Raw genomic sequence first — 22716 nt, 5'->3', positions numbered from 1 at the left:
TTGCTTGAAGTCTGAAATTAAAGACGTCTCTCAGAGACTTCTTCTCGACCCTATGGTCGCCTCACAGGCTTCTCTCAGGCTGCTCCCCGACCGTATGACGTGACAGAACGTCATTCGGAGGGGAGCAGCCAATGACAGGCAGCGAGTGGGGGGCCGCCGCGGCGGTCCGCAGAGGGACACGGCGTACGGCGGCAGTGGCGGCGGCGGTGACACTGGCGGCGGCAGCCGGGATGTTCGCCCTGATCGGCACGATGCAGGCGGAGGCGAGCACGGCGGCGAGCGGCACCACGGACTCCTCGTCGAACTCGACGAGTTCGTCCTCGGACTCGTCGTCCACGTCTCCGTCGGACTCGTCGTCGTCCTCTTCCTCGTCCTCCTCGGACTCGACCCTCCAGTCGCCGTCCGACAACCCCACGTCCGCCGGCAGCGGCGGGGCGGCCGACTCCACCTCGGGGGCGTCATGACCGCCGCCGCCGACTGGCGTGCCCTCGGCACGAGCGTCCGCCTGATCACCACCGACCCGGCGCTGCTGGACTCCTGCAACCTGCTGCTCGCCCGGCATCTCGCCGAGGTCGACGCCACGTGCAGCCGTTTCCGCCAGGACTCGGAACTGGCCGCGCTCGACGGCGCCGAGGGCCGCCCGGTCAAGGTTAGCCCGCTGCTCGCGGAGGCCCTGGCCGTCGCGCTGCGCGCCGCGGAAGCCACCGACGGAGCCGTCGACCCGACGGTCGGCTCGGCGATGAACGCCCTCGGCTACGACCGCGACTTCCAGCTGCTCCAGGAGAACGGCCGCCCCGTGCGGCTCACCGTGCGCCCGGTCCCCGGCCGGCGCCTGGTGAAGCTGGACCGCGCGACCTGCACGGTCACCGTCCCGGCCGGGGTCCGCCTCGACCTGGGCGCCACCGCCAAGGCCTGGGCCGCCGACAAGGCGGCGACGATGCTCGCCGAGGCGGCGGGCTGCGGAGTCCTGGTCAGCCTGGGCGGCGACACGGCCGTCGCGGGCGAACCACCGCACGGCGGCTGGCGCGTCCGCGTCCAGGACGCCACCGGTGCCGTGGACGAGATCCCCGCGAACGGCTCGTACGCCACGATCGGCATCCGCAGCGGCGGCCTCGCCACTTCCGGTACCACCGTCCGCCGCTGGCGCCGAGGAGCCCACAACCTCCACCACATCCTCGACCCACACACCGGCCTGCCCGCCCAGACCCCCTGGCGCACGGTCTCCGTAGCGGCAGCGACCTGCGCGGACGCCAACGCGGCGAGCACCGCGGCCCTGGTGAAGGGCGCGGGAGCGGAGCGCTGGCTGACACGGCTGGGCCTACCGGCAAGGCTGGTGGCGAACGACGGCACGGTGGTCACGACACCGGGCTGGCCGACGTCGCCGTCTCCAGCCCACCCGTTGGGGCTGCGCTCTTCAACTCCGGCCGGTGCGGGGGATCTTCCAGCCCGTCCGGCGTTTGAGGACGAGGCCGTTCAGGCCGATGGCGGGGGTCTGGGGGTGGCAGCCCCCAGGTACGGGACGGGTAGGGGCGGAGGGGGCGAAAACGCCCCGACCTCAGCCACCACCGAGGCCGCCGCATGACCGACTCCCCGATCCTCTGGTACGCCAACCGAGCCACAGGCGCGATCTGCCTGGTCCTGTTCACGGTCGTGGTCCTGCTCGGCGTAGCCGTACGGCTACGAACCCGCCTCCCCGGACTCCCGAGGTTCGGGACGGTCTCCCTCCACCGCACCCTCTCCCTCTCCGCGATCGCCTTCCTCGCCCTGCACATCACAGCCGCCGTCGTCGACGGCTACGTCAACATCACCGTCCTCGACGTCCTCGTCCCCTTCGCCTCCGACTACCAGCCCCTCTGGCTGGGCCTGGGCACGGTAGCCCTGGACCTGACGCTCGCGGTACTGGTGACCAGCCTGCTGCGGGAGCGGATCGGCCTGCGCACCTGGCGCGCCGTCCACTGGCTGGCGTACGCCTCCTGGCCGATCGCCCTGATCCACGGCATCGGCATCGGCACGGACACCGGCGCCTCCTGGATGCTGTGGCTGACGATCTCCTGCATAGCCGCCGCACTCACGGCCTTCGGTATCCGCGTGGCCCACGCGGCCCGCGAGTCGAGGCGCACCCCGTCGGCCCTCCTGCACACGGCGGAAGTCCACACGGCCGAAGCCCGTGCAGCCGAACTCCGCACAGCCGAACTCCGCACGAGGGCGGGAACTCGCTCATGACCATGACCTTCACGGACATCTACATGCCACCGCGTCTGCTCGCCCCCGGCGGCAACCCGGCCGGCTACCTCACCCACCAGCAGCGCTACGGCCCCGTGGCATACGGCAACCCGGCGCACCTGCTGCGAGCACTCGCCGAGTCCGGCCTCACCGGCCGTGGCGGCGCCGCCTTCCCCACGTACCGCAAAGTGGTCGCCGTCGCCGACGCTGGTCGCCGCACGGGCCGCGTCCCGGTCGTCGTGGCGAACGGCGCGGAGGGCGAGCCCGCCAGCCACAAGGACAAGACGCTGCTGCGGCTGTCGCCCCATATCGTCCTGGACGGGCTCCAGTTGGCGGCCGAGGCGATCGGCGCGGGGGAGGCGTACCTCGCCGTCGCGGACGGCGCGACCCCCCTGGAGAGGGCACTCGCCGAGCGCCACGACCCGCTGCCCGTGCGCGTCGTACGAGTCCCGAAGCGCTTCCTCTCCGGCCAGTCATCAGCCCTCGCCCAGTACATCTCCGGGCAGGCCGCCCTGCCCCGCGACCAGCACCCCCCGGTCCGCGAGCGGGGCGTGCGCCGGGCCCCGACCCTCGTCCAGAACGTCGAGACGCTCGCGCACCTCGCCCTGATCGCCCGCTACGGCGCCGACTGGTTCCGCTCGGCGGGCACACCGACCGAGCCGGGCAGCGCCCTGTGCACGGTGTACGCGCCGGGCCGGGAAGTACGCGTCGTGGAGGCGCCGTTCGGGATGCCGCTGCACCGGCTGCTCCCGCTGGACGGCGTCGGCGCGGTGCTGACCGGCGGCTACCACGGCACCTGGCTCACGGCCGCCGAGGCCGCGACGCGCACCCTGACCGCCGACGGTCTCGGAGCGGGCGTCCTCATCGCGCTGCCCGCCGACCGCTGCGGCCTCGCCGACACGGCCCACGTGCTGCGCTACCTCGCCATGGAATCGGCAGGCCAGTGCGGGCCCTGCCTCAACGGCCTGCCTCGTATCGCCGCCGCGTTCCAGACCCTGGCCGCACCCGGCCCGCAGGGCACCAGCCGGCAGGACATCGCCCGCTGGGCCGGACTCGTCGAGGGCCGCGGCGCCTGCCACCACCCCGACGGCACCGTCCGCCTGGTCCGCAGCGCGTTCACCACCTTCGCCGCCGAACTCGACGCCCACGCCAAGGGCCGCTGCACGGCGTCCGACCGCCGCCCGCTGCTGCGCGTCCCCGAGAACCGGAGCTGACATGGAAGCCGACACGGAACTCGGCGTCGACTGGACCGCCTGCCAGGGCCATGGCCTCTGTGCGGAACTGCTCCCCGAACACATCACGCTCGACGAGTGGGGCTACCCCCTGTTCCCTCCGGGCCCGCTCCCTCGAAGGGCCCTGAAACGCGCCAGAAGAGCCGCGGCCGACTGCCCGGTCCTCGCGATCAAACTCACACCGGCCCAAGGGAGTTAGAGCCACAAGGCACCGCCATGCAGTCAGAGCCAGCCCGCGAACTCCAGCAGCAGCTCCGCGTCCTGCGCCCGCCCGACCCGCCGAGCCCGTACCCCCGACTCCACCGCCCGGAACAGGGTCCAGCCCCGCAGCCGCTCCTGATCCAGGTCCAGTGACTCGGCGAGCCGCTTCACCCGCCGACGCGTGGTCGTCGACCCTGAAGGCGACGCGATCAGGTCCTCCACCCGGTCGCGGACCAGCCGGGCCAGATCGAAGGCGCACTCGCCGACCACCGGGTCGGGACCCACGGCCAGCCACGGCATGCGCTCACCGGCGAGCACCTTGCTCTGCCGGAAGGTGCCGTGCAGCAACCGCTCCTCGGGCGGTCCCGCGAGAAGCTCCTCACGGGCCGCGAGCGCCGCGTCCACCAGGGCCACGACCTCCGCGTCTCCACTCGCCGACGCCCGCATCGCCTCGGCCTGCCGCCCGGTCCGCTCGGCGACGGTCTCGAAGAGCTGCCCGGCGGGCGGCTCGACCCACAGCCGCCGTAGCGTCCCGGCCGCCTCCAGCAGGGCCTTCGCCTCCGGCAGCGAGCGCACGGACAGGTCGGGATGCAACCGCTCCAGCAGCAGAACGCCTTGCGCGTCACCGGGGTTGAGGAGCTGCACCGCGCCCCGGCCGCCCCAGTGGGCGAGCGCGGCCCGCTCGCTCTCCGGACGGGCCCGCTCGGGCGCCAGCTTCAGCACGGTCGGCGTACCGTCGGCCTGCCGCACCAGGACCACCAGACTGCTGCGTCCGCCGGGCGCCTGCACCCGTTCCACGGTCAACTCGCGTAGATCAACTGCGTGTTGAGCCAGCACAGGCAGCTTGTCCAGCCAGTCGCAGGCCCCACCGGTCCCCTCGGCGCCGTCGGCTCCGTTGCGCTGCGTCTCGCCGAGCGCTCGTACGAGGCGCTGCGGCGGTTCGAAAGCCATGCGCGAGTGGTTCCCTTCCAGGTGGCGTTATGTCGGTGAGGGCGCCGACGTCGACGGGGTGGCCGCCCGCTCGGCGAGCCCAGGGAAGGCTACGCTCTCGCCGCGCCACCGCACCGCCCGTACCGCCGCCTCGCGCAACGCATCGGCGGCCGTGCGCCGCTGGTCGCCCGTGGAGGCCCGTACGAGATCGGAGTACACCCCGGCCACCCGATCCTCGAGTTCGGCGGCGAGTCGCACGGCCGCGCCGGAGTCCTTCACCTGGAACGGCAGCGCGTACGCGGCCGCCGCGGCCTCGGGCTTCCCGCCCAGGTCCCGCACCGCCCGCGTCAGCTCGTCCCGCCGCGCCCGGTGGGCGTCGTAGCCCGACCGGGCCTCGGTCCTGCGCGCTTCGTCGATCTTGCCGCCGACCACGCCGTACCCGTAGACGACGGCATGCTCGGCGCCCAGCGCGGCCTGCAGGGCCTTCAGCGCTGCTGCCTTGGCTGCCTTGGCTCGCTCGCTGTCCTTGGTGCCGCTCATTTCGTCCCCTCCGTCAGCAGATACGCGTGCGCCGCCCCGGCCGCCGCGACCGAGGCCAGCAGTCGGGCCAGCTCTCCCGGGACGTCCAGCAGGGCCTTCGTGCGCTGGTCGGCCAAGGTGCGCTCGGCCGTCGCGAGGTCGGCGAGGGCACCCTTTTCGTCAGCCGGTGCGGCGGGGGAGGCACTGGGGGAGACCGAGGTGGAAGGCGAGGCCGAGGCCGATGCCGACGCGGGCTCCCCCGTGTCGAACGCCGCCGCGTGCCGTACGACCTCCGCCCGCAGCGGGCGCAGACGGTCCGCCAGTGACGGGTGCGCGGTGATCACGGTCGCGTACCGCTCCGCGAGCACCTGGCTGTCGCGAGCCGCACGCGCGCGTGCCCGGTCGGCGGCCGAGGGGCTCCCGCCGGTGGCGTCGGTGGACGACTCGGGGGCGGAACAACCCGCGAGCGCGAAGGCGCCCGCGGCCGACGCGAGCAGGGTCCTTCGGCGCGGGCCCGCGGGGGTGCGCGACGGCAGGGTGAACGGCACGGGAGACGTCCTCGACAGGCTCGTACGAAAGGAAGGGCTGCACGCCCGTGATCACGGTACCCGCGCCCCGGCCGATCGCTCGCCAGCGGCTCTCGTGGGCTGCTGATCCGGCCGGTTCCTTTCGCTCCTGTCGCCCCTGCCCCTTCCTGTGTCCTGGGGAGTGCCGTCCCGACCGGCCACGTCCCGATGGACGGCAACACCCCCGGCGACCGGATACCCTTTGACCTGACACGCGAGACCTACCCACAACAGCACACGCGGCCGAGGAGTCACCCGGATGAGCACCACCCAGAGCGAGAGGCTGCGAGAACTGCTGGAACCGCTCGTCAGCTCTCAGGGACTCGATCTCGAAGAGGTCGAGGTCGACTCGGTGGGGCGCAAGCGTGTACTGCGTGTCGTCGTCGACTCGGACACGGGTGCCGACCTGGACCAGATCGCCGATGTGAGCCGCGCGCTCTCGGCGAAGCTCGACGAGAGCGACGCGATGGGCCAGGGCGAGTACACCCTCGAGGTCGGAACCCCCGGTGCCGAGCGCGAGCTCAAGGAGCACCGTCACTACGTACGTGCCACGGACCGCCTGGTGAAGTTCCGGCTGGCCGAAGCTTCCGGGGCCGACGAGCTGATCGGCCGGATTCTTACGGTGGACGACACGGGAATCGACGTCGAGGTGCCGGGTGTGAAGGGGCGCAAGCCCACCGCCAAGAGGCTCGCCTTCGCGGACATCGCCAAGGCGCGAGTCCAGGTCGAGTTCAACCGCAAGAACAAGACCGACGAGCAGGACGAGCAGGATCAGCACGACGAGCAGGATCAGCACGACGTGCGAGAAGAGCACGACTCGCATGAATCGCACGAAGAGAACGCAGAGGAGGCGTAGCCGTGGACATCGACATGAGTGCCCTGCGGGGTTTGGTGCGGGAGAAGGAGATCTCCTTCGACCTGCTGGTCGAGGCGATCGAGTCGGCCCTCCTCATCGCCTACCACCGCACCGAGGGAAGCCGTCGGCACGCGCGCGTGAAGCTTGACCGGGAGACCGGCCACGTGACCGTGTGGGCGAAGGAGGACCCCGAGGACCTGGAGGAGGGGCAGGAGGCGCGCGAGTTCGACGACACCCCGTCCGGCTTCGGCCGTATCGCCGCGACCACCGCCAAGCAGGTCATCCTGCAGCGCCTGCGGGACGCCGAGGACGACGCGACCCTCGGCGAGTACGCGGGCCGCGAGGGCGACATCGTCACCGGTGTCGTGCAGCAGGGCCGCGACCCCAAGAACGTCCTCGTCGACATCGGCAAGCTGGAGGCCATCCTGCCCGTGCAGGAGCAGGTCCCCGGTGAGACCTACACGCACGGCCTGCGCCTGCGCTCGTACGTCGTACGGGTCGCGAAGGGCGTCCGCGGTCCGTCCGTGACGCTCTCCCGCACGCACCCCAACCTGGTGAAGAAGCTGTTCGCCCTTGAGGTGCCGGAGATCGCCGACGGGTCCGTCGAGATCGCCGCGATCGCGCGCGAGGCGGGCCACCGTACGAAGATCGCCGTCCGCTCCACCCGGTCCGGGCTCAACCCCAAGGGCGCCTGTATCGGCCCCATGGGCAGCCGGGTGCGTAACGTGATGGCCGAACTGAACGGCGAGAAGATCGACATCGTCGACTGGGCGGACGACCCGGCAGAGATGGTGGCGAACGCGCTGTCCCCGGCCCGTGTCTCCAAGGTCGAGGTCGTCGACCTCGCGGCCCGCTCCGCGCGGGTGACCGTGCCCGACTACCAGCTGTCGCTGGCGATCGGCAAGGAAGGGCAGAACGCCCGGCTCGCGGCCCGCCTCACGGGCTGGCGGATCGACATCCGCCCGGACACCGAGCAGCCTGCCGAGCAGCGCGGGGAATAGACCCGGGAATACGCCGGGGAATAGATCCAAGCCGCAGGTGGCTGAGATCACGACAACAACCGTTCGATTCTTGCCCCAAAGGGGTGAGGTCGTTACGGGGAGGTAGACTTAAGAGTGTCTGGCCGGACGCGAGCCCGCGCATGCCCTGAACGCACCTGTGTGGGGTGTCGGGAGCGAGCGGCCAAGAAGGATCTGCTGCGCATCGTGGCGGTCGAGGGTGAATGTGTCCCCGATCATCGCGGTACGCTGCCCGGCCGGGGTGCGTACGTACACCCCGCCCTGGTCTGTTTCGACCTGGCGGTCCGCCGCCGGGCGTTCCCACGGGCGCTGCGCGTCCCGGGATCGCTCGACAGCAAGGCGTTGCGCCACTACGTCGAGCAGGTAACACCGTAAGACGTGTCGTACGGAACCCCCGTGCGGCCCTGGTACCCCGCGAGTTGGAAGTAGGTCGAGATTGCGATGAGCACTCGATGAGCACGCGATGAGTACGCCCATGAAGTAGCGACGGTCCGGACGCAACCCGGACCTAAAAGGAGCGAAGTGGCTAAGGTCCGGGTATACGAACTCGCCAAGGAGTTCGGGGTTGAGAGCAAGGTCGTCATGGCCAAGCTCCAGGAACTCGGTGAGTTCGTCCGTTCAGCGTCCTCGACGATCGAGGCGCCCGTAGTACGCAAACTGACAGATGCCCTCCAGCAGGGCAACGGCGGCGGCAAGCCCGCGCCGCGCAAGGCCGCGCCCGCCAAGCCGGGTGCGCCTTCTCCCGCGCAGGCCGCCCGTCCGGCAGCCCCGCGCCCGCCGGCTCCCAAGCCGGCCGTGGCCGAGACGCCCGCGGAGGCCGCACCGGTCACCCCGGTCACTCCGGCTGTTCCGTCCACTGCGGCTTCGGGCCCGCGTCCGGGTCCCAAGCCCGCGCCGAAGCCCGTTGTAGCGGCTCCGGCTCCGGTGGCTGCCGAGTTCACGGCGCCCCCGTCGGCTCCCGCGGCTCCGGCCGCAGGCGCCGCTCGTCCGGCTGTCCGTCCCGGCGCTCCGAAGCCTGCCGGTGCCCGTCCGGCCGGTCCCGGCCAGAGCGGTCCCGGCCAGGGTGGTCAGGGTCGTGGCGACCGTCCCGAGCGTACGGACCGTCCCGACCGTGGTGACCGCCCCGACCGTCAGGGCGCTGCGCGTCCGGGTGGCCAGGGTGCACGTCCCGGTGCTCGTCCGGCCGGTCCTCGTCCGGGCAACAACCCGTTCACCTCTGGTGGCTCCACCGGTATGGCGCGCCCCCAGACGCCCCGTCCGGGTGGTGCCCCGCGTCCGGGTGGCGCAGGCGCCCCCGGCGCTCCGCGTCCGCAGGGCGCGGGTCAGGACCGTGGCGACCGTGGTCCCCGTCCCCAGGGCGGTCCCGGCGGCGCTCCGCGTCCGCAGGGCGGTCCGGGCGGTGCCCGTCCGAGCCCGGGCGGCATGCCTCGTCCGCAGGGTGGCGCTCCGCGTCCCGGCGGCGGCCCCGGTGGTAACCGTCCGAACCCCGGCATGATGCCGCAGCGTCCCGCTGCGGGCAGCCCGCGTCCGGGCGGCGGTGGCCCCGGTGGCGGCCGTGGTCCCGGTGGCGGTGGCGGTCGTCCCGGCGGTGCCGGTGCCGGTCGTCCCGGTGGCGGCGGTGGCGGTTTCGCCGGTCGTCCGGCCGGTCCCGGTGGCGGTGGCGGCGGTTTCGCCGGTCGTCCCGGTGGTCCCGGTGGCGGCGGTGGCGGTTTCGCCGGTCGTCCCGGTGGTCCCGGTGGCGGTGGCGGCGGTCGTCCCGGCTTCGGCGGTCGTCCGGGTGGTCCCGGTGGCCGTGGTGGCACACAGGGCGCCTTCGGTCGTCCCGGTGGTCCCGCGCGTCGTGGTCGCAAGTCGAAGCGGCAGAGGCGCCAGGAGTACGAGGCCATGCAGGCCCCGTCGGTCGGCGGCGTCATGCTGCCTCGCGGCAACGGACAGTCCGTCCGCCTGTCGCGCGGTGCCTCGCTCACCGACTTCGCCGAGAAGATCGGCGCCAACCCGGCGTCGCTCGTCGGCGTGATGATGAACCTCGGCGAGATGGTCACTGCCACGCAGTCCGTCTCCGACGAGACGCTGAAGCTCCTCGCGGACGAGATGAACTTCGTCCTCGAGATCGTCAGCCCCGAGGAGGAGGACCGCGAGCTGCTCGAGTCCTTCGACATCGAGTTCGGCGAGGACGAGGGTGGCGAGGAGTTCCTCGTCGCGCGTCCGCCGGTCGTGACCGTCATGGGTCACGTCGACCACGGTAAGACCCGACTGCTCGACACCATCCGCAAGACGAACGTCGTTGCGGGCGAGGCCGGCGGTATCACGCAGCACATCGGTGCGTACCAGGTCGCCACCGAGGTCAACGGTGAAGAGCGCAGGATCACCTTCATCGACACCCCGGGCCACGAGGCGTTCACCGCCATGCGTGCCCGTGGTGCCAAGTCGACCGACATCGCGATCCTCGTGGTGGCGGCCAACGACGGTGTGATGCCCCAGACGATCGAGGCGTTGAACCACGCCAAGGCGGCCGACGTGCCGATCGTGGTCGCGGTCAACAAGATCGACGTCGAGGGCGCCGACCCGACCAAGGTGCGCGGTCAGCTCACCGAGTTCGGTCTGGTGGCCGAGGAGTACGGCGGCGACACGATGTTCGTCGACATCTCCGCCAAGCAGGGCCTCAACATCGAGGCTCTCCTGGAGGCCGTGGTCCTGACCGCGGATGCCTCGCTCGACCTGCGGGCCAACCCGGAGCAGGACGCGCAGGGTATTGCGATCGAGTCCCACCTCGACAAGGGCCGCGGCGCCGTCGCGACCGTCCTGGTCCAGCGAGGCACCCTGCGGGTCGGCGACACCATGGTGGTCGGCGACGCGTACGGCCGTGTCCGCGCGATGCTCGACGACAAGGGCGACAACGTGGAAGAGGCGGGTCCCTCGACCCCGGTCCTCGTCCTCGGTCTCACCAACGTCCCGGGCGCCGGCGACAACTTCCTGGTTGTCGACGAGGACCGTACGGCGCGTCAGATCGCCGAGAAGCGCGCGGCGCGTGAGCGCAACGCCAACTTCGCCCGCCGGGGTGTCCGGTTCTCCCTGGAGAACCTGGACGAGGCCCTCAAGGCCGGTCTGGTGCAGGAACTCAACCTCATCATCAAGGGCGACGCGTCCGGTTCGGTGGAGGCTCTCGAGTCCTCGCTGCTCCAGCTCGACGTCGGCGAAGAGGTCGAGATCCGTGTCCTGCACCGCGGTGTGGGTGCGGTCACCGAGTCGGACATCAACCTGGCGACCGGCTCCGACGCGATCGTCATCGGCTTCAACGTCCGCGCCGCGGGCCGCGCGGCTCAGATGGCGGAGCGCGAGGGCGTCGACGTCCGGTACTACTCGGTGATCTACCAGGCCATCGAGGAGATCGAGGCGGCCCTCAAGGGCATGCTCAAGCCGGAGTACGAGGAGGTCGAGCTCGGCACGGCGGAGATCCGCGAGGTCTTCAAGTCGTCCAAGCTGGGCAACATCGCCGGTGTCCTGGTCCGTTCGGGAGAGGTCAAGCGCAACACCAAGGCGCGCCTCATCCGCGACGGCAAGGTCATCGCGGAGAGCCTCAACATCTCCGGGCTGCGTCGCTTCAAGGACGACGTCACCGAGATCCGCGAAGGCTTCGAGGGCGGTATCAACCTCGGAAACTTCAACGACATCAAGGTCGACGACGTCATCGCGACATACGAGATGCGCGAGAAGCCGCGCTCGTAAAGCGAAGGTCTGAGCTGGTCGGGGTGACTGTGTCACCCCGACCAGCTCAGCGTCTTTTTGGGGCGCGGGGAACTGCGCGACAAGCCCCCACCGGCGGTCAGCCGAAGAACAACCGAGGGGGTCTGGGGCGCAGCCCCAGAAAGACGGGACGGGTAGGGGCGGCGGGGGCGAAAACCCCGTCGAGCGAGCCGGAGGTTCGTTGTACGGTTCTGATGTCCCTGCCAAGCGCATTGGCAGGCCATCTATCCCGTACCGGCGGGACATCCGGTTACACATGTATGTGGGGACGCTGTCCTTCGATCTGCTCCTCGGCGACGTCCACTCGCTCAAGGAGAAACGCTCCCTCGTCCGGCCGATCGTCGCCGAACTCCATCGGAAGTACGCGGTGAGCGTGGCGGAGACGGGAAACCAGGACTTGCACCGCAGGGCCGAGATCGGCCTCGCGGTGGTCTCCGGAGACACCGAGCACCTCACCGACGTACTGGACCGGTGTGAACGGCTCGTCGCGGCACGACCGGAGGTGGAACTGCTGTCGGTACGGCGCAGACTCCACACGGACGACGACTGACAACAGCGGCCGGCGTCCGACGAAGACTGACGAAACAAGCAAGGCGAAGAAGGAGACGGACCAGTGGCCGACAACGCGCGGGCTAAGAGGCTGGCGGACCTCATCCGAGAGGTGGTGGCCAAGAAGCTGCAGCGCGGGATCAAGGATCCGCGGCTCGGCACCCACGTCACCATCACGGACACCCGGGTCACGGGTGATCTGCGGGAGGCGACCGTCTTCTACACGGTGTACGGGGACGACCAGGTACGGGCGGAGGCCGCCGCGGGCCTGGAGAGCGCCAAGGGTGTGCTCCGTTCCGCGGTCGGTGCGGCGGCGGGCGTGAAGTTCACGCCGACGCTGACCTTCATCGCGGACGCCCTGCCGGACACCGCCAAGACCATCGAGGACCTGCTCGACAAGGCACGCGCCTCGGACGAGAAGGTGCGCGAGGTCTCCTCCGGCGCGAAGTACGCCGGTGACGCGGACCCGTACAAGAAGCCGGACTCCGACGAGGAGCCGGACGACGCCGACGAGACGGACGACGCCACCGGATGACCGAGAAGCACCAGACGCCCGACGGACTTGTCATTGTCGACAAGCCGTCGGGCTTCACTTCGCACGACGTGGTCGCCAAGATGCGCGGGATCGCAAAGACCCGCCGTGTCGGACACGCCGGCACCCTCGACCCCATGGCGACGGGCGTGCTCGTCCTCGGCGTCGAGAAGGCGACCAAGCTCCTCGGGCACCTCGCGCTCACCGAGAAGGAGTATCTGGGGACCGTCCGGCTCGGGCAGAACACCGTGACGGACGACGCCGAGGGCGACATCACCTCGTCCACGGACGCGTCCGGCATCAAGCGGGACGCCATCGACGCCGGCGTCGCCAAGCTCAGCGGCGACATCATGCAGGTGCCGTCCAAGGTCAGCGCCATCAAGATCAACGGAGTGCGCTCGTACAAGCGGGCGCGCGACGGCGAGGACTTCGAGATCCCGGCCCGGCCGGTGCGGATCTCGTCGTTCTCGGTGTACGACGTCCGCGACGCCGTCGCCGAGGACGGCACACCGGTGCTCGACCTGGTGGTGTCGGTGGTCTGCTCGTCCGGGACGTACATCCGGGCCCTGGCCCGTGACCTGGGCGCTGACCTGGGCGTCGGTGGTCATCTCACCGCGCTCCGTCGCACCCGCGTCGGCCCGTACAAGCTCGACTCCGCGCGCACCCTCGACCAGCTCCAGCAGGAGCTGACCGTGATGCCGGTCGCGGACGCCGCCACGGCCGCGTTCCCGCGCTGGAACGTGGACGACCGGCGGGCGAAGCTGCTTCTCAACGGCGTACGCCTGGAGATGCCCGAGGAGTACGCGGGGCGCGGCGCCGTCGCGGTCTTTGACCCGGCGGGGCGGTTCCTGGCGCTGGTGGAGGACGAGAAGGGCAAGGCGAAGAGCCTGGCGGTGTTCGGCTGACGCCGACAGCGCCACCCGGACAGTCGCGCTGAACCCGCCCGTGGAGCGGCGGTCACGGGGTCTCGTGCCCGCCGCTCCACGGTCCCCCCTCGGTTCCCCCACCCAAGGGTGTATCCATCCACCCTCGTCTGTTCACCCCTTCGGGCAGGCGCTCGGAGTGAAGCGGGGGAGCGGAAGGGGGCGCGTTCGCCAGGCGATCTGTCCCGCTGATCACCCTGCGCCTACCGTCGAAAGCAGGAGCGCGGCGGGGAGGTTCGAGCATGGCGGGACGGGGCCCGCGGACCGGGGGGCGGCACGTGCCGGTCGACAGCAGAAAACTACTCGACGACCGACAAGTACTCGACGACCGACAAGTAGCGGACGATGTCCGGGCGACGCGGGCCGATACCCGGATGACGCGGGCCCATGACAGGGCGACGTGGGCCGATGGCAGGGCTACGACGGCCAACACCCCCCAGACCCCCGACGACAGCCGGGAGGCACCCGACGAGGCCCTGGTACGCGTCTGCGACCTGGCAGGGCGTCCGCGTGGCACGGGGTTCGTCGCCGACCACCACGGCACGGTGATCACCAGTCACGAAGCGGTCGACGGGCTGACCTGCCTTGTCCTCCACACCCCCGGCGGCCGCACCTGCGTGGTCACCGACGACGCCGTCACGCCCCTCCCGGACGCCGACCTGGCGCTCGTACGCACCGAAGGCCTCGGCGTGGAACCGCTCCCCGTCACCGTGCGGAGCCGCGTCGAGGCCGGTACGTACGTCCGGATCGCCGCGGGCGGCTGGCGCGAAGCGAGGGTGCTCGGCGCCTCCGCCGTCACGTACACGGCGACGGACCGCTTCCATCTCCTGGGCGACGCCCTGGAGTTGGCGATCGGTACGGCAGGCGCCGACGCGCTGCGGCTGGGCGGTGGAGCCGCCGGAGGGCCGGTCCTCGACGCCTCGACCGGGGCCGTGGTGGCGATCCTCGGCACCGCGCTGCACGCCGGGCACAGGGTGGCGGGCTTCGCCGTCCCACTGCGCGGGCCGGACGCCGAAGGCCCGCTCGCCGAGCTGCTCGCCCGCAACGCGGCGACGGTGCCCGCGTACGGGGCCGACTTGAATCCGGCCGGCGTGCTGGAGCTGACGGCGACCTCGGTGGGCTCGGACGGGCCGGGGACTTCTGCGGGCTCGGACAGCGGTGATGCCGGGCCCGTCGAACGGGCCGATGTCGTAAGGGAGTTCGAGGCCTTCGCGGACGGCCCGGCCGCCGTGCTCGGGCTCGTCGGCCCGCCCGGCAGCGGTCGTACGACGGAACTGGCGGCCTTCGCCGCCCGCCGCACCCGGGGCGTGGCACCGGCGCCCACCTTGTGGCTGCGAGGCGCCGACCTTCTCGACACGGACCTCTCGGTGGCGGACGCGGCGGCACGGGCGCTGGAGCGGGCGGGGCGGATCGTGGCGGCCTCGTGGGAGGGCCCGCACTCCGGGAGCTCCCGTGAGGCGGGCTCGGACGTGCTGCCTCCCGAGGCGTACGACGGCGAGCTGGGCGATATCGGGCCGGAGCGGCTGGCCCGGGTGGCGCGGGACGCGGGGCGGCCGTTGCTGCTGCTTCTCGACGGTCCCGAGGAGATGCCGCCCGCCCTCGCCCACCGGCTGCCCGAGTGGACGGCGGGCACGGCGGACTGGCTGCGGGAGAACGGGGCACGGCTCGTGGTCGCGTGCCGGGCGGAGTACTGGGAGCAGGTGGGGGCGGAGTTCCCGGGGGAGTTGCTGTACCGGGCCGGTGCCTCCGCCGCCCTTGCTGCTCCCTCCGTGTACGAGGCCGGGCGGTTTCCCGCCTGCGTGTGGCTGGGGGACCTGACCGAGGGCGAGGCGCTACGGGCCAGGGCTCGCGCGGGGATCCCCGAGGGTGTGCTCACGGCGGCCGACGCACGCCATCCGCTGACCTTGCGGCTGCTGTCCGAGGTGCGGGCCGCGCTGCCGCACTCCCCTGCGGGGCCGCTCGACCGGGACGAGGTGTTCGCCGCGTACCTGGACCTCATGTGCCTGCGCGTCGCGGTCCGGCTCGCCGCGGCGAACGGGCTGCGAGGCACGGCTGTACGGCGGCTCGCAGCCCAGGTCTCCGGCCAGGTGCACGAGGCCGCGCGGCGCTGTCTGGGGCCCGGGCAGGGGGAGTTGGACCGTGTTTCCTTCGAGGCGGTCTTCCCGTGGGGGCCCGCCTCCGGTCGCCGCCTCGGCGCCATCACCGGCTGGGCCTCCGCCGTCTTTACCGAGGGCCTCCTCGTCCCCGCGGGCAACGGCTACCGCTTCGCCCACGAGGAACTCGCCGACTGGATCCAGGGCACCCACCTCGACCTGGACTCCGCCCTGCACGCTCTGGTGCACCGGGGGCGCGCCGACTCGGCCCGGTCGCGTAAGCCGGCGAACACGGCCGACGGGGCTTCAAGGCGACCGGGTGGGCAAGGGCCGTCCTCGGCGGGCGCCGCGTCCGCGTCGGCTGGAAGGGGTGCGGTGCCGTCCTGGGCGGCCAAGACCTCCGCCCCGCCCCGCGCACTCCCCGTCCCCCGCCACCGCATCGGCCCCGTCGTCCAGGCACTGCTCCTCCTGGCCCGACAGCAGGGCCCCGCCGAACTGGCCCTCCGGCTGGAAGACCTCGTCGACGCCGTGGACGACCTCCTGCCGACGGGGACGGCACCGCTCGGCGACGCCGCCTGGTGGGCCACGCACCTCTGCGTCGACGTCCTGCTGCGCGTGCCCGACGCGCGCCCGTACACCGGGGCGCTGCGGCTGCTCGCCGAGCGGATCGTGACCTGGCGGGAGCAAGGGCGCGGCGTGCCGGGGGAATTCGGGCCGGCGTTCTGGGAGGCGGTGCCCCTCCCGGAGGCGGAGCGCTTCGAGCTGCTGAGGTGCCTGGTCGTCGCGGACGAGGCGCCGCGCTCCGCGAGCCAGGAAGGCGAACCCCGCTACCTGGACGCCGTGGCCCGCCTCCTCACCAGCGACCCCACCGCCGTACAACCCCACCTCACCCCCTGGTTCCACGACGACCGCCCCCTCCCCGCGACCCCGCACGCGACCGTGGCGACGGCGGCGCAGGCCTTGCTGTACGCCTACCGGCGCCGGGCACTGGACGATCTCGCGGAGGCGCTCGTCGGAGTCGCGCACCCACGCGGCGACGAGCTGCTCGCCGTACTCGCCGAGGAGGAACCGTCGGCCGTGTGCCGAGCTGTGGACCGGTGGGCGCACGACGAGCGCCCTGCACGACGGGTGGCGGCGGTGGCGTACGGGTTGCGGGCCGCACCGCATGTACGCACCGAGGCCGACCGTGCGCTGCTGCGTTACGCGGCGCTCGCGCTGCTGGCCCGCCCCGCCGACTGCACCCTGCACGGCGGAGCGCTCGGCCTCCTCGTACGGGACCCGTGGACCCGGGCCCGGTACCTGCCGCAGGCGCTGGAGCGATTCACCGCGGGCGATCCGCAGCTGCCCGCGAGCGCGCTGGTGGCCGCCCTCACGACCCATCCCGACCCGGTGCTCGCCGCCTTCCGGACCCGGCTGTGGCAACCGGGCGCGGGCCCGGACACGGACGAGATGCTGCGCACGCTCGCCGACGTGACCACGCCCGCCCTGGCCCGCCGCGTCGCCGACCTCGTGCGGGAGGTGGTGGAGCTGCGCCCGGTGACCGCCGTGCACGTGGCCGCGTACGTCGACCGGCACCTCGACCATGGTCAGGAGGCGCGCACGGTGCTCTTTCCGCTGGTCACCGGCCTGGTCACCGGCTGCCCTGCACCCGTGCGGTCGGCGCTCGCGACCGTGCTCGCCGCGTCGGGCAGCCCGGCCTCCCGCCCGCTGCGGCGCGAACTGCTCGACCTCCTCCTCGCACACGAGCGGGACCCGGCCGTCCTCGACGCCCTGCTGCGGGCCGCCGCGGCCGGTACGGCTCGCAGGGGAGAGGAACCCACCCGAGAGCTGGTGCACCGCACGGGCCTCCTCCTGGTCCGCACCCCGGCCGGCGCCACCGGCTTCGACCGTGGCCTCGTCGACCTGGCCCGCACCGTCCCCGGCTTCGCCGCCCTCGTGGCCCGCTGGCTGACCGGCGCCCCCGAGGAGTGGGCCGGCGTGGTCGGCCCGAGCACCCGCCGCATGATCGAGAACCTGGCCGGAGTGCGGGTCCCCGCGTGACCCGCGCGCAGCGGTGCGGGATGCGTCACAGCCCGATGCCGATGCAAGCTGAGCGCACACGGCATGGCACTCTTAGAGCTGCGAATGAGGCAATCACGGACACAGGTTCGACGAGTTTGCGACAAGGAGCAGTCACAGTGCAGCGCTGGCGTGGCTTGGAGGACATCCCCGAAGACTGGGGGCGCAGCGTGGTCACCATCGGTTCCTACGACGGGGTGCACCGCGGACACCAGCTGATCATCCGGCATACCGTGGACCACGCCCGTGACCTGGGCGTTCCCTCCGTCGTCGTCACCTTCGACCCGCACCCCAGCGAGGTCGTGCGCCCCGGCAGCCACCCCCCGCTGCTCGCCCCGCACCACCGCCGGGCGGAACTGATGGCAGAGCTGGGCGTGGACGCCCTCCTCATCCTTCCGTTCACGAAGGAGTTCTCGAAGCTGTCGCCCGCCGACTTCGTCGCGAAGGTTCTCGTCGACAAGCTGCACGCGAAAGCGGTCGTGGAAGGTCCCAACTTCCGCTTCGGCCACAAGGCCGCCGGAAATGTAGACGTCCTCCGTGAGCAGGGCGAGACGTACGACTTCGAGGTCGAGGTCGTCGACCTGTGCGTGACCGGTGAGGCGGGCGGCGGCGAGCCCTTCTCCTCGACCCTCACCCGGCGGCTCGTCGCCGAGGGCGACGTCGAGGGCGCGCGCGAGATCCTCGGGCGTCCGCACCGCGTCGAGGGCATCGTCGTACGCGGCGCCCAGCGCGGCCGTGAGCTCGGTTTCCCGACGGCGAACGTCGAGACCCTCCCGCACACCGCCATTCCCGCCGACGGCGTCTACGCGGGCTGGCTGCACGTCGCGGGCGAGGCGATGCCCGCCGCGATCTCCGTGGGCACGAACCCCCAGTTCGACGGCACCGAGCGCACCGTCGAGGCGTACGCCATCGACCGCGTCGGCCTCGACCTGTACGGCCTGCACGTCGCCGTCGACTTCCTCGCCTTCGTGCGCGGCCAGGCCAGGTTCGACTCCATCGAGTCGCTGCTGGTGGCCATCCGGGACGACGTGAAGCGGTCGCTGGAACTGATCGAGGGGTACGGGGGAGAGTAGTTCTTCGTCGTACGTGAAGTTGCGGGTGAAGTCGTACATCCGTGATGTTGCGGGTGAAGTCGTACGTCGATGGGGCGGCCGGTGCCTTTCAAGGGCGCCGGCCTTTCATGTCATGTAGCGACCCGCACCCTCGCCCAATGGCACGCCACCTGCGTCTCGGCGCCACCGCCGAGCACCTCCAGATCCTGGCCCCGGCACGCGTCCGCCACACCCGCCCGCTCCGCCTCCCCGCTCGCCAGGATCTGACAGCGTGCGTGGAAACGGCAGCCGGAGGGGATGCGGGACGGGTCCGGGGGCTCGCCGGTCAGCACCACCGGGTCGCCCGGGGCTTCCGGCAGGACGGACAACAGGGCCTGGGTGTAAGGGTGCTGAGGAGCCGTCAGGACCTGTTCGACCTCGCCCGTCTCCACGATGCGGCCCAGGTACATCACCGCGACCCGGTCGGCGATGTTCCATGCCAGGCCCAGGTCATGGGTCACCACCAGGGCGGACAGGCCGAGTTCGGTGCGCAGCCGGAGGAGCAGGGCCAGGATCTCGCCGCGTACGGAGGCGTCCAGGGAGGCCACCGGCTCGTCGGCGACGATGAGTTCGGGCTCCAGGACGAGGGCCCCCGCGATGACGACTCGCTGGCGCTGGCCGCCGGACAGCTCGTGCGGGTAGCGGAGGAAGAAGCGTTCCGGTGGGCGAAGTCCCGCCCGGGAGAGGGCGTCCGCGACCGCCGCCCGCTCGTCGCCGCCGTACCGGTGGATGCGCAGGCCTTCGGCGACCGCGTCGTACACCGTGTGCCGGGGGTTGAGTGAGCCACTCGGGTCCTGGAGGACCAGCTGGACGCGTTTGCGGTACGCCTTCAGCGCGCGTGAGGAGTAGTCGAGGGGCTTGCCGTCGAAGGTGACGCGGCCTCCGGTCGGCGGGACGAGGCCGAGGAGCGAGCGCGCCAGCGTCGTCTTGCCGCAGCCCGACTCGCCCACCAGCGCGACGATCTCGCCGCGCCGGATGTCGAGGTCGACTCCGTCGACGGCGCGGGCGGGGTCGGCGCCGTGACGTCCGGGGAAGGTGATGTGCAGGCCCTCGGCGCTGAGCAGCGGCGCTTTCGTCACGGGAGCTTTCGTCACGGGAGTTGTCGTCATGGCGTGCTCCTCGCTGGTTCCGCTCCTACGGCCGCGTCCATGTGCACGCAGGCCGCCCACCGTCCCGCCCCCGCGTCCCGCAGCGCCTGGTCCTCGGTCACGCAGGAGTCCAGGGCGACGGGGCACCGGGAGTGGAACGTGCAGCCGGACGGCAGCGCCGACGGGTCCGGCGGGTCGCCCGGCAGGCCGCGCGGCGCGAACCGGGAGGCCGTGTCGCCGATACGCGGGAAGGCGGCCGACAGGGCCTTGCCGTAGGGGTGTCGGGCATCCTCGTAGACCTGTTGGGCCGGTCCTTCCTCGACCACCCGGCCCGCGTACATCACCGCCAGCCGGTCGCAGGTGTCGGACAGGACCGCGAGATCGTGGCTGATCATGATGAGGCCCAACTCCTGCTCGGTGACGAGCTGTTGGATGAGGCGGAGGATCTGCGCCTGGATCATCACGTCGAGTGCGGTGGTCGGTTCGTCGGCGATGACGAGCCGGGGATCGCAGGCCAACGCCATGGCGATCATGACGCGTTGGCGCTGGCCCCCGGAAAGCTCGTGCGGGTAGGCGTCCGCGCGGGCGGCGGGGAGGCCCACCTGTTCGAGCAGTTCGCCGGTTTTCCGCTTCGCGCCCGCCGCGGTCGCCTTCTTGTGCAGCAGGATCGGCTCGGCGATCTGGTCGCCGATGCGGTGCACGGGGTTCAGCGAGTGCATGGCGCCCTGGAAGACGATCGAGGCGCCCGCCCAGCGGACCGCCCGTACCCGGCCCCACTTCATCGTCAGCACGTCCTCGCCGTCGAGCAGGATCTCGCCGGTCGTGCGCGTGCCGGCGGGCAGCAGCCGGAGCAGCGCGAGGGCGAGCGTGGACTTGCCGCAGCCCGACTCGCCCGCGATGCCGAGCTTCTGGCCCGCGTCGAGCGCGAGATCCACACCGCGTACGGCGGCCGCCCCGCCCGCGTACGTCACTTCGAGGTTCCTGACCTCCAGCAGGCGTTGCCCGGTCGCAGTGCTCAACGTGCCACCCCCAGCTTGGGGTTGAGGACAGATTCGACCGCGCGCCCGCACAGCGTGAACGCCAGCGCGACCCCCGCGATCGCGATACCCGGCGGCACCAGATACCACCACTTCCCGGCGCTGACCGCGCCCGCCTCCCGTGCGTCCTGGAGCAGTCCGCCCCACGACACGACCGTCGGATCTCCGAGCCCGAGGAACGCGAGCGTCGCCTCGGCGAGGATCGCGGAGGAGATGATCAGCGTCGTCTGGGCCAGCACCAGCGGCATCACATTGGGCAGCACATGGCGGGACATGATGTGCCAGTGCCCGCCGCCGAGCGCCCTGGCCCGCTCGATGTAGGGCCGCGACTCCACCGCCAGGGTCTGCGCGCGCACCAGCCGGGCCGTCGTCGGCCAGGTCGTGACACCGATCGCCAGGATGATCGTGCCGAGTGAACGGGACATCACGGTCGCCAGCGCGATCGCGAGGACGAGGGTCGGCATGACCAGGAACCAGTCCGTGATCCGCATCATCACGGTCGCGAACCAGCCCCGGAAGTGGCCGGCGGTGATCCCGATGAGCGCGCCGATCGCGACGGAGAGCACGGCGGCAAGCAGCCCGACGAGCAGTGACACCCGCGCGCCCCAGACCACGAGTCCGAGCAGATTCCGCCCGAACTGGTCGGTCCCCAAGGGGAATTCGGCGCTCGGGCTCTCCATCGGCCCGCCCGGCGCGTTCGTCACGCTCTGCACGTCGGAGCCGACGGTCAGCGGCGCGGTCAGCGCGATGAGCGCGAAGAAGCCGAGGGCGGCGAGGCCGAGGACGCCGGCGCGGTGGCTTCGGTACTGCTTCCAGAAGCGGGCGGCGGAGGCGCGGCGGCGCTGCCGGGCGAGAGCACGGGGGCTTTTCGCGGACACCGGTGCGGCCTGCTCGGCCGCGGTGGATTCGGTCGTCATCGGCCCACCCGTGGATCCAGCAGCGGATAGATCAGATCGGCCAGCGTGTTCATCACGATCACCGCCGCCGCGAAGAAGAAGAACAGCCCCTGCACCAGGGGCAGATCGGGCACGCTCAGCGCCTGGTAGAAGAGCCCGCCGAGGCCCGGCCAGGAGAAGACGGTCTCGACGAGGATGACGCCGGCGACGGTCCTGCCGAGGTTGATGAAAATCAGTGTCACGGTCGGCAGCAGGGCGTTGGGCACGGCGTGGCGGCGTCGTACGAGGTCGTCCCGCAGACCCTTGGCCCGGGCCGTGGTCAGGTAGTCGCTGCCCATCTCGTCGAGCAGTGCGGAGCGCGTCACCAGCAGCGTCTGCCCGTACTCGACGGCGACCAGTGTCACCACCGGAAGGACGAGATGGTGGGCGACATCGACGACGTACGCGAAACCGGTCTCGCCACTCCCCGACTCCATGCCGCCGGTCGGGAACAGGCCGGGGATCGGGCCGACGCCCACCGAGAAGACGATGATCAGCAGGAGCCCGAGCCAGAACGACGGGATGGAGTAAAGAGTCAGCGCCAGACCGGTGTTGAGCCGGTCGCCGATCCCGCCGTTGCGCCACGCGGAGCGGGTGCCGATGAAGATGCCGAGCGTCGTGAAGAGGACGAACGACGTGCCGGTGAGGAGAAGGGTGTTCGGGAGCGCTTCGGTGATCTTGTCGATGACGGGGGCCCGGAACTGGTACGACGTGCCGAGGTCGCCGCTGAGCGCCTTGCCGCAGTAGTCCGTGAACTGTTCCCACAGCGGCAGATCGAGGCCGAACTCCTTCCGGTAGTTGGCGAGTTGCTCCGCCGACACCTGGCGGCCGCCCGTCATGTACTTGACGGGGTCGCCGGGGATGAGCCGGAAGAGAAAGAAGCTGGTGACGAGGACGGCGAGCAGCGAGACGGCCGCGCCGCCCAACTTGTCCGCCACATACCGCGGATAGGCGGTCCTGGTGCCGGCCCGTGGCCTGCGGACCGACGGCCCGGCCTCAGCCGGACCGCCGGTCGCCTCGACCAGCGAGGGTGTTGCTTCAGCGGTCATGGACTCTCACTCGGTGGGGGCTCCTCGCGGCTCGCGGGTCGGTGATGGGGGCTCCTCGGGGCTCCTCGCGG

Annotated in this window: 21 protein-coding genes; 13 read left to right on the top strand and 8 right to left on the bottom strand. The window is 71.7% G+C overall.

What is annotated here, in order from left to right:
* Positions 1-61: 61 nt before the first annotated feature.
* Positions 62-448 (bottom strand): hypothetical protein, encoded by a 387-nt coding sequence (locus tag AB0N66_RS04525; RefSeq protein WP_365428593.1) that lies wholly within the window; start codon positions 446-448, stop codon positions 62-64.
* A 12-nt stretch (positions 449-460) separates the two neighbouring features.
* Between AB0N66_RS04525 and AB0N66_RS04520 the strand changes: the two genes are divergently transcribed.
* From AB0N66_RS04520 to AB0N66_RS04505, 4 genes are read left to right on the top strand one after another with little or no spacing between them, the layout of a single operon-like run.
* Positions 461-1582: an FAD:protein FMN transferase gene (locus tag AB0N66_RS04520; protein ID WP_365428591.1), complete on the top strand. Its 1122-nt coding sequence runs from the start codon at positions 461-463 to the stop codon at positions 1580-1582.
* A complete protein-coding gene (locus AB0N66_RS04515) occupies positions 1579-2223 on the top strand; it encodes a ferric reductase-like transmembrane domain-containing protein (RefSeq protein WP_365428588.1) in 645 nt (214 codons plus the stop codon). The genes AB0N66_RS04520 and AB0N66_RS04515 overlap by 4 nt, the downstream gene beginning before the upstream one ends.
* Positions 2220-3437 (top strand): NADH-ubiquinone oxidoreductase-F iron-sulfur binding region domain-containing protein, encoded by a 1218-nt coding sequence (locus tag AB0N66_RS04510; RefSeq protein ID WP_365428585.1) that lies wholly within the window; start codon positions 2220-2222, stop codon positions 3435-3437. The genes AB0N66_RS04515 and AB0N66_RS04510 overlap by 4 nt, the downstream gene beginning before the upstream one ends.
* A 1-nt stretch (position 3438) precedes the next feature.
* Positions 3439-3654, top strand: a complete 216-nt coding sequence (locus AB0N66_RS04505; RefSeq protein WP_365428582.1) for a ferredoxin — start codon at positions 3439-3441, stop codon at positions 3652-3654.
* A 23-nt stretch (positions 3655-3677) separates the two neighbouring features.
* Here AB0N66_RS04505 and AB0N66_RS04500 read toward each other — a convergent pair whose 3' ends face one another.
* The 3 genes from AB0N66_RS04500 to AB0N66_RS04490 are packed head-to-tail and all read right to left on the bottom strand — an operon-like array spanning position 3678 to position 5653.
* Entirely contained in the window at positions 3678-4607 is a 930-nt protein-coding gene (locus tag AB0N66_RS04500; protein WP_365428579.1) for an aminoglycoside phosphotransferase family protein, read from the bottom strand.
* Positions 4608-4634: 27 nt separating this feature from the next.
* Positions 4635-5126 (bottom strand): ferritin-like domain-containing protein, encoded by a 492-nt coding sequence (locus AB0N66_RS04495; protein ID WP_365428576.1) that lies wholly within the window; start codon positions 5124-5126, stop codon positions 4635-4637.
* Positions 5123-5653 carry a hypothetical protein gene (locus AB0N66_RS04490; protein ID WP_365428573.1) on the bottom strand — a complete coding sequence of 177 codons (531 nt, stop codon included), beginning with the start codon at positions 5651-5653 and terminating at the stop codon, positions 5123-5125. Before AB0N66_RS04490 ends, AB0N66_RS04495 begins: the two co-directional genes overlap by 4 nt.
* A 277-nt stretch (positions 5654-5930) precedes the next feature.
* Between AB0N66_RS04490 and rimP the strand changes: the two genes are divergently transcribed.
* From rimP to AB0N66_RS04445, 9 genes are all read left to right on the top strand, one after another.
* Positions 5931-6527, top strand: coding sequence for a ribosome maturation factor RimP (rimP, locus tag AB0N66_RS04485; RefSeq protein ID WP_365428570.1), 597 nt, complete (start codon positions 5931-5933; stop codon positions 6525-6527).
* 2 nt (positions 6528-6529) lie between these two features.
* Positions 6530-7528: a transcription termination factor NusA gene (gene nusA, locus AB0N66_RS04480; RefSeq protein ID WP_365428567.1), complete on the top strand. Its 999-nt coding sequence runs from the start codon at positions 6530-6532 to the stop codon at positions 7526-7528.
* Positions 7529-7642: 114 nt separating this feature from the next.
* Positions 7643-7921 carry a YlxR family protein gene (locus AB0N66_RS04475; protein WP_365428564.1) on the top strand — a complete coding sequence of 93 codons (279 nt, stop codon included), beginning with the start codon at positions 7643-7645 and terminating at the stop codon, positions 7919-7921.
* Positions 7922-8068: 147 nt separating this feature from the next.
* Complete coding sequence (gene infB, locus AB0N66_RS04470; RefSeq protein ID WP_365428561.1) at positions 8069-11272, top strand: translation initiation factor IF-2; 3204 nt, start codon at positions 8069-8071, stop codon at positions 11270-11272.
* Positions 11273-11546: 274 nt separating this feature from the next.
* Positions 11547-11840 (top strand): DUF503 domain-containing protein, encoded by a 294-nt coding sequence (locus AB0N66_RS04465; RefSeq protein WP_365428558.1) that lies wholly within the window; start codon positions 11547-11549, stop codon positions 11838-11840.
* 63 nt (positions 11841-11903) lie between these two features.
* Positions 11904-12374: a 30S ribosome-binding factor RbfA gene (rbfA, locus tag AB0N66_RS04460; protein ID WP_365428555.1), complete on the top strand. Its 471-nt coding sequence runs from the start codon at positions 11904-11906 to the stop codon at positions 12372-12374.
* Complete coding sequence (gene truB / locus AB0N66_RS04455; RefSeq protein ID WP_365428552.1) at positions 12371-13276, top strand: tRNA pseudouridine(55) synthase TruB; 906 nt, start codon at positions 12371-12373, stop codon at positions 13274-13276. Before rbfA ends, truB begins: the two co-directional genes overlap by 4 nt.
* Positions 13277-13668: 392 nt before the next feature.
* Positions 13669-17427, top strand: a complete 3759-nt coding sequence (locus AB0N66_RS04450; protein ID WP_365428549.1) for a trypsin-like peptidase domain-containing protein — start codon at positions 13669-13671, stop codon at positions 17425-17427.
* 137 nt (positions 17428-17564) lie between these two features.
* Entirely contained in the window at positions 17565-18518 is a 954-nt protein-coding gene (locus tag AB0N66_RS04445) for a bifunctional riboflavin kinase/FAD synthetase (RefSeq protein ID WP_365428546.1), read from the top strand.
* Between the two features lie 110 nt (positions 18519-18628).
* On the opposite strand, the gene AB0N66_RS04440 is transcribed toward AB0N66_RS04445, so the two are convergent.
* Genes AB0N66_RS04440 through AB0N66_RS04425 form a run of 4 tightly spaced genes read right to left on the bottom strand, consistent with a single transcriptional unit; the run spans position 18629 to position 22645 of the window.
* The gene (locus AB0N66_RS04440; protein ID WP_365428543.1) at positions 18629-19645 is read right to left on the bottom strand and encodes an ABC transporter ATP-binding protein; all 1017 of its coding nucleotides are present in this window, start codon (positions 19643-19645) and stop codon (positions 18629-18631) included.
* A complete protein-coding gene (locus tag AB0N66_RS04435; protein WP_365428540.1) occupies positions 19642-20643 on the bottom strand; it encodes an ABC transporter ATP-binding protein in 1002 nt (333 codons plus the stop codon). The genes AB0N66_RS04440 and AB0N66_RS04435 overlap by 4 nt, the downstream gene beginning before the upstream one ends.
* Positions 20640-21578, bottom strand: a complete 939-nt coding sequence (locus AB0N66_RS04430) for an ABC transporter permease (RefSeq protein ID WP_365428537.1) — start codon at positions 21576-21578, stop codon at positions 20640-20642. Before AB0N66_RS04430 ends, AB0N66_RS04435 begins: the two co-directional genes overlap by 4 nt.
* The gene (locus AB0N66_RS04425; RefSeq protein ID WP_365428534.1) at positions 21575-22645 is read right to left on the bottom strand and encodes an ABC transporter permease; all 1071 of its coding nucleotides are present in this window, start codon (positions 22643-22645) and stop codon (positions 21575-21577) included. Before AB0N66_RS04425 ends, AB0N66_RS04430 begins: the two co-directional genes overlap by 4 nt.
* Positions 22646-22716 lie beyond the last annotated feature (71 nt).

This window comes from Streptomyces sp. NPDC093544, assembly GCF_040683495.1.
Lineage (GTDB): Bacteria > Actinomycetota > Actinomycetes > Streptomycetales > Streptomycetaceae > Streptomyces.
This window is presented reverse-complemented; position numbering and strand designations above follow the sequence as displayed.

What these genes read in the sequence shown, in the direction of transcription:
- AB0N66_RS04505 (WP_365428582.1), top strand. Translation starts at nt 3,439, where the DNA reads ATGGAAGCCGACACGGAACTCGGCGTCGACTGGACCGCCTGCCAGGGC.
- truB (WP_365428552.1), top strand. Translation starts at nt 12,371, where the DNA reads ATGACCGAGAAGCACCAGACGCCCGACGGACTTGTCATTGTCGACAAG.
- AB0N66_RS04495 (WP_365428576.1), bottom strand. Translation starts at nt 5,126, where the DNA reads ATGAGCGGCACCAAGGACAGCGAGCGAGCCAAGGCAGCCAAGGCAGCA.
- AB0N66_RS04440 (WP_365428543.1), bottom strand. Translation starts at nt 19,645, where the DNA reads ATGACGACAACTCCCGTGACGAAAGCTCCCGTGACGAAAGCGCCGCTG.
- AB0N66_RS04500 (WP_365428579.1), bottom strand. Translation starts at nt 4,607, where the DNA reads ATGGCTTTCGAACCGCCGCAGCGCCTCGTACGAGCGCTCGGCGAGACG.
- rimP (WP_365428570.1), top strand. Translation starts at nt 5,931, where the DNA reads ATGAGCACCACCCAGAGCGAGAGGCTGCGAGAACTGCTGGAACCGCTC.
- AB0N66_RS04430 (WP_365428537.1), bottom strand. Translation starts at nt 21,578, where the DNA reads ATGACGACCGAATCCACCGCGGCCGAGCAGGCCGCACCGGTGTCCGCG.
- AB0N66_RS04465 (WP_365428558.1), top strand. Translation starts at nt 11,547, where the DNA reads ATGTATGTGGGGACGCTGTCCTTCGATCTGCTCCTCGGCGACGTCCAC.
- AB0N66_RS04510 (WP_365428585.1), top strand. Translation starts at nt 2,220, where the DNA reads ATGACCATGACCTTCACGGACATCTACATGCCACCGCGTCTGCTCGCC.
- AB0N66_RS04515 (WP_365428588.1), top strand. Translation starts at nt 1,579, where the DNA reads ATGACCGACTCCCCGATCCTCTGGTACGCCAACCGAGCCACAGGCGCG.
- AB0N66_RS04520 (WP_365428591.1), top strand. Translation starts at nt 461, where the DNA reads ATGACCGCCGCCGCCGACTGGCGTGCCCTCGGCACGAGCGTCCGCCTG.
- AB0N66_RS04425 (WP_365428534.1), bottom strand. Translation starts at nt 22,645, where the DNA reads ATGACCGCTGAAGCAACACCCTCGCTGGTCGAGGCGACCGGCGGTCCG.
- AB0N66_RS04450 (WP_365428549.1), top strand. Translation starts at nt 13,669, where the DNA reads ATGACGCGGGCCCATGACAGGGCGACGTGGGCCGATGGCAGGGCTACG.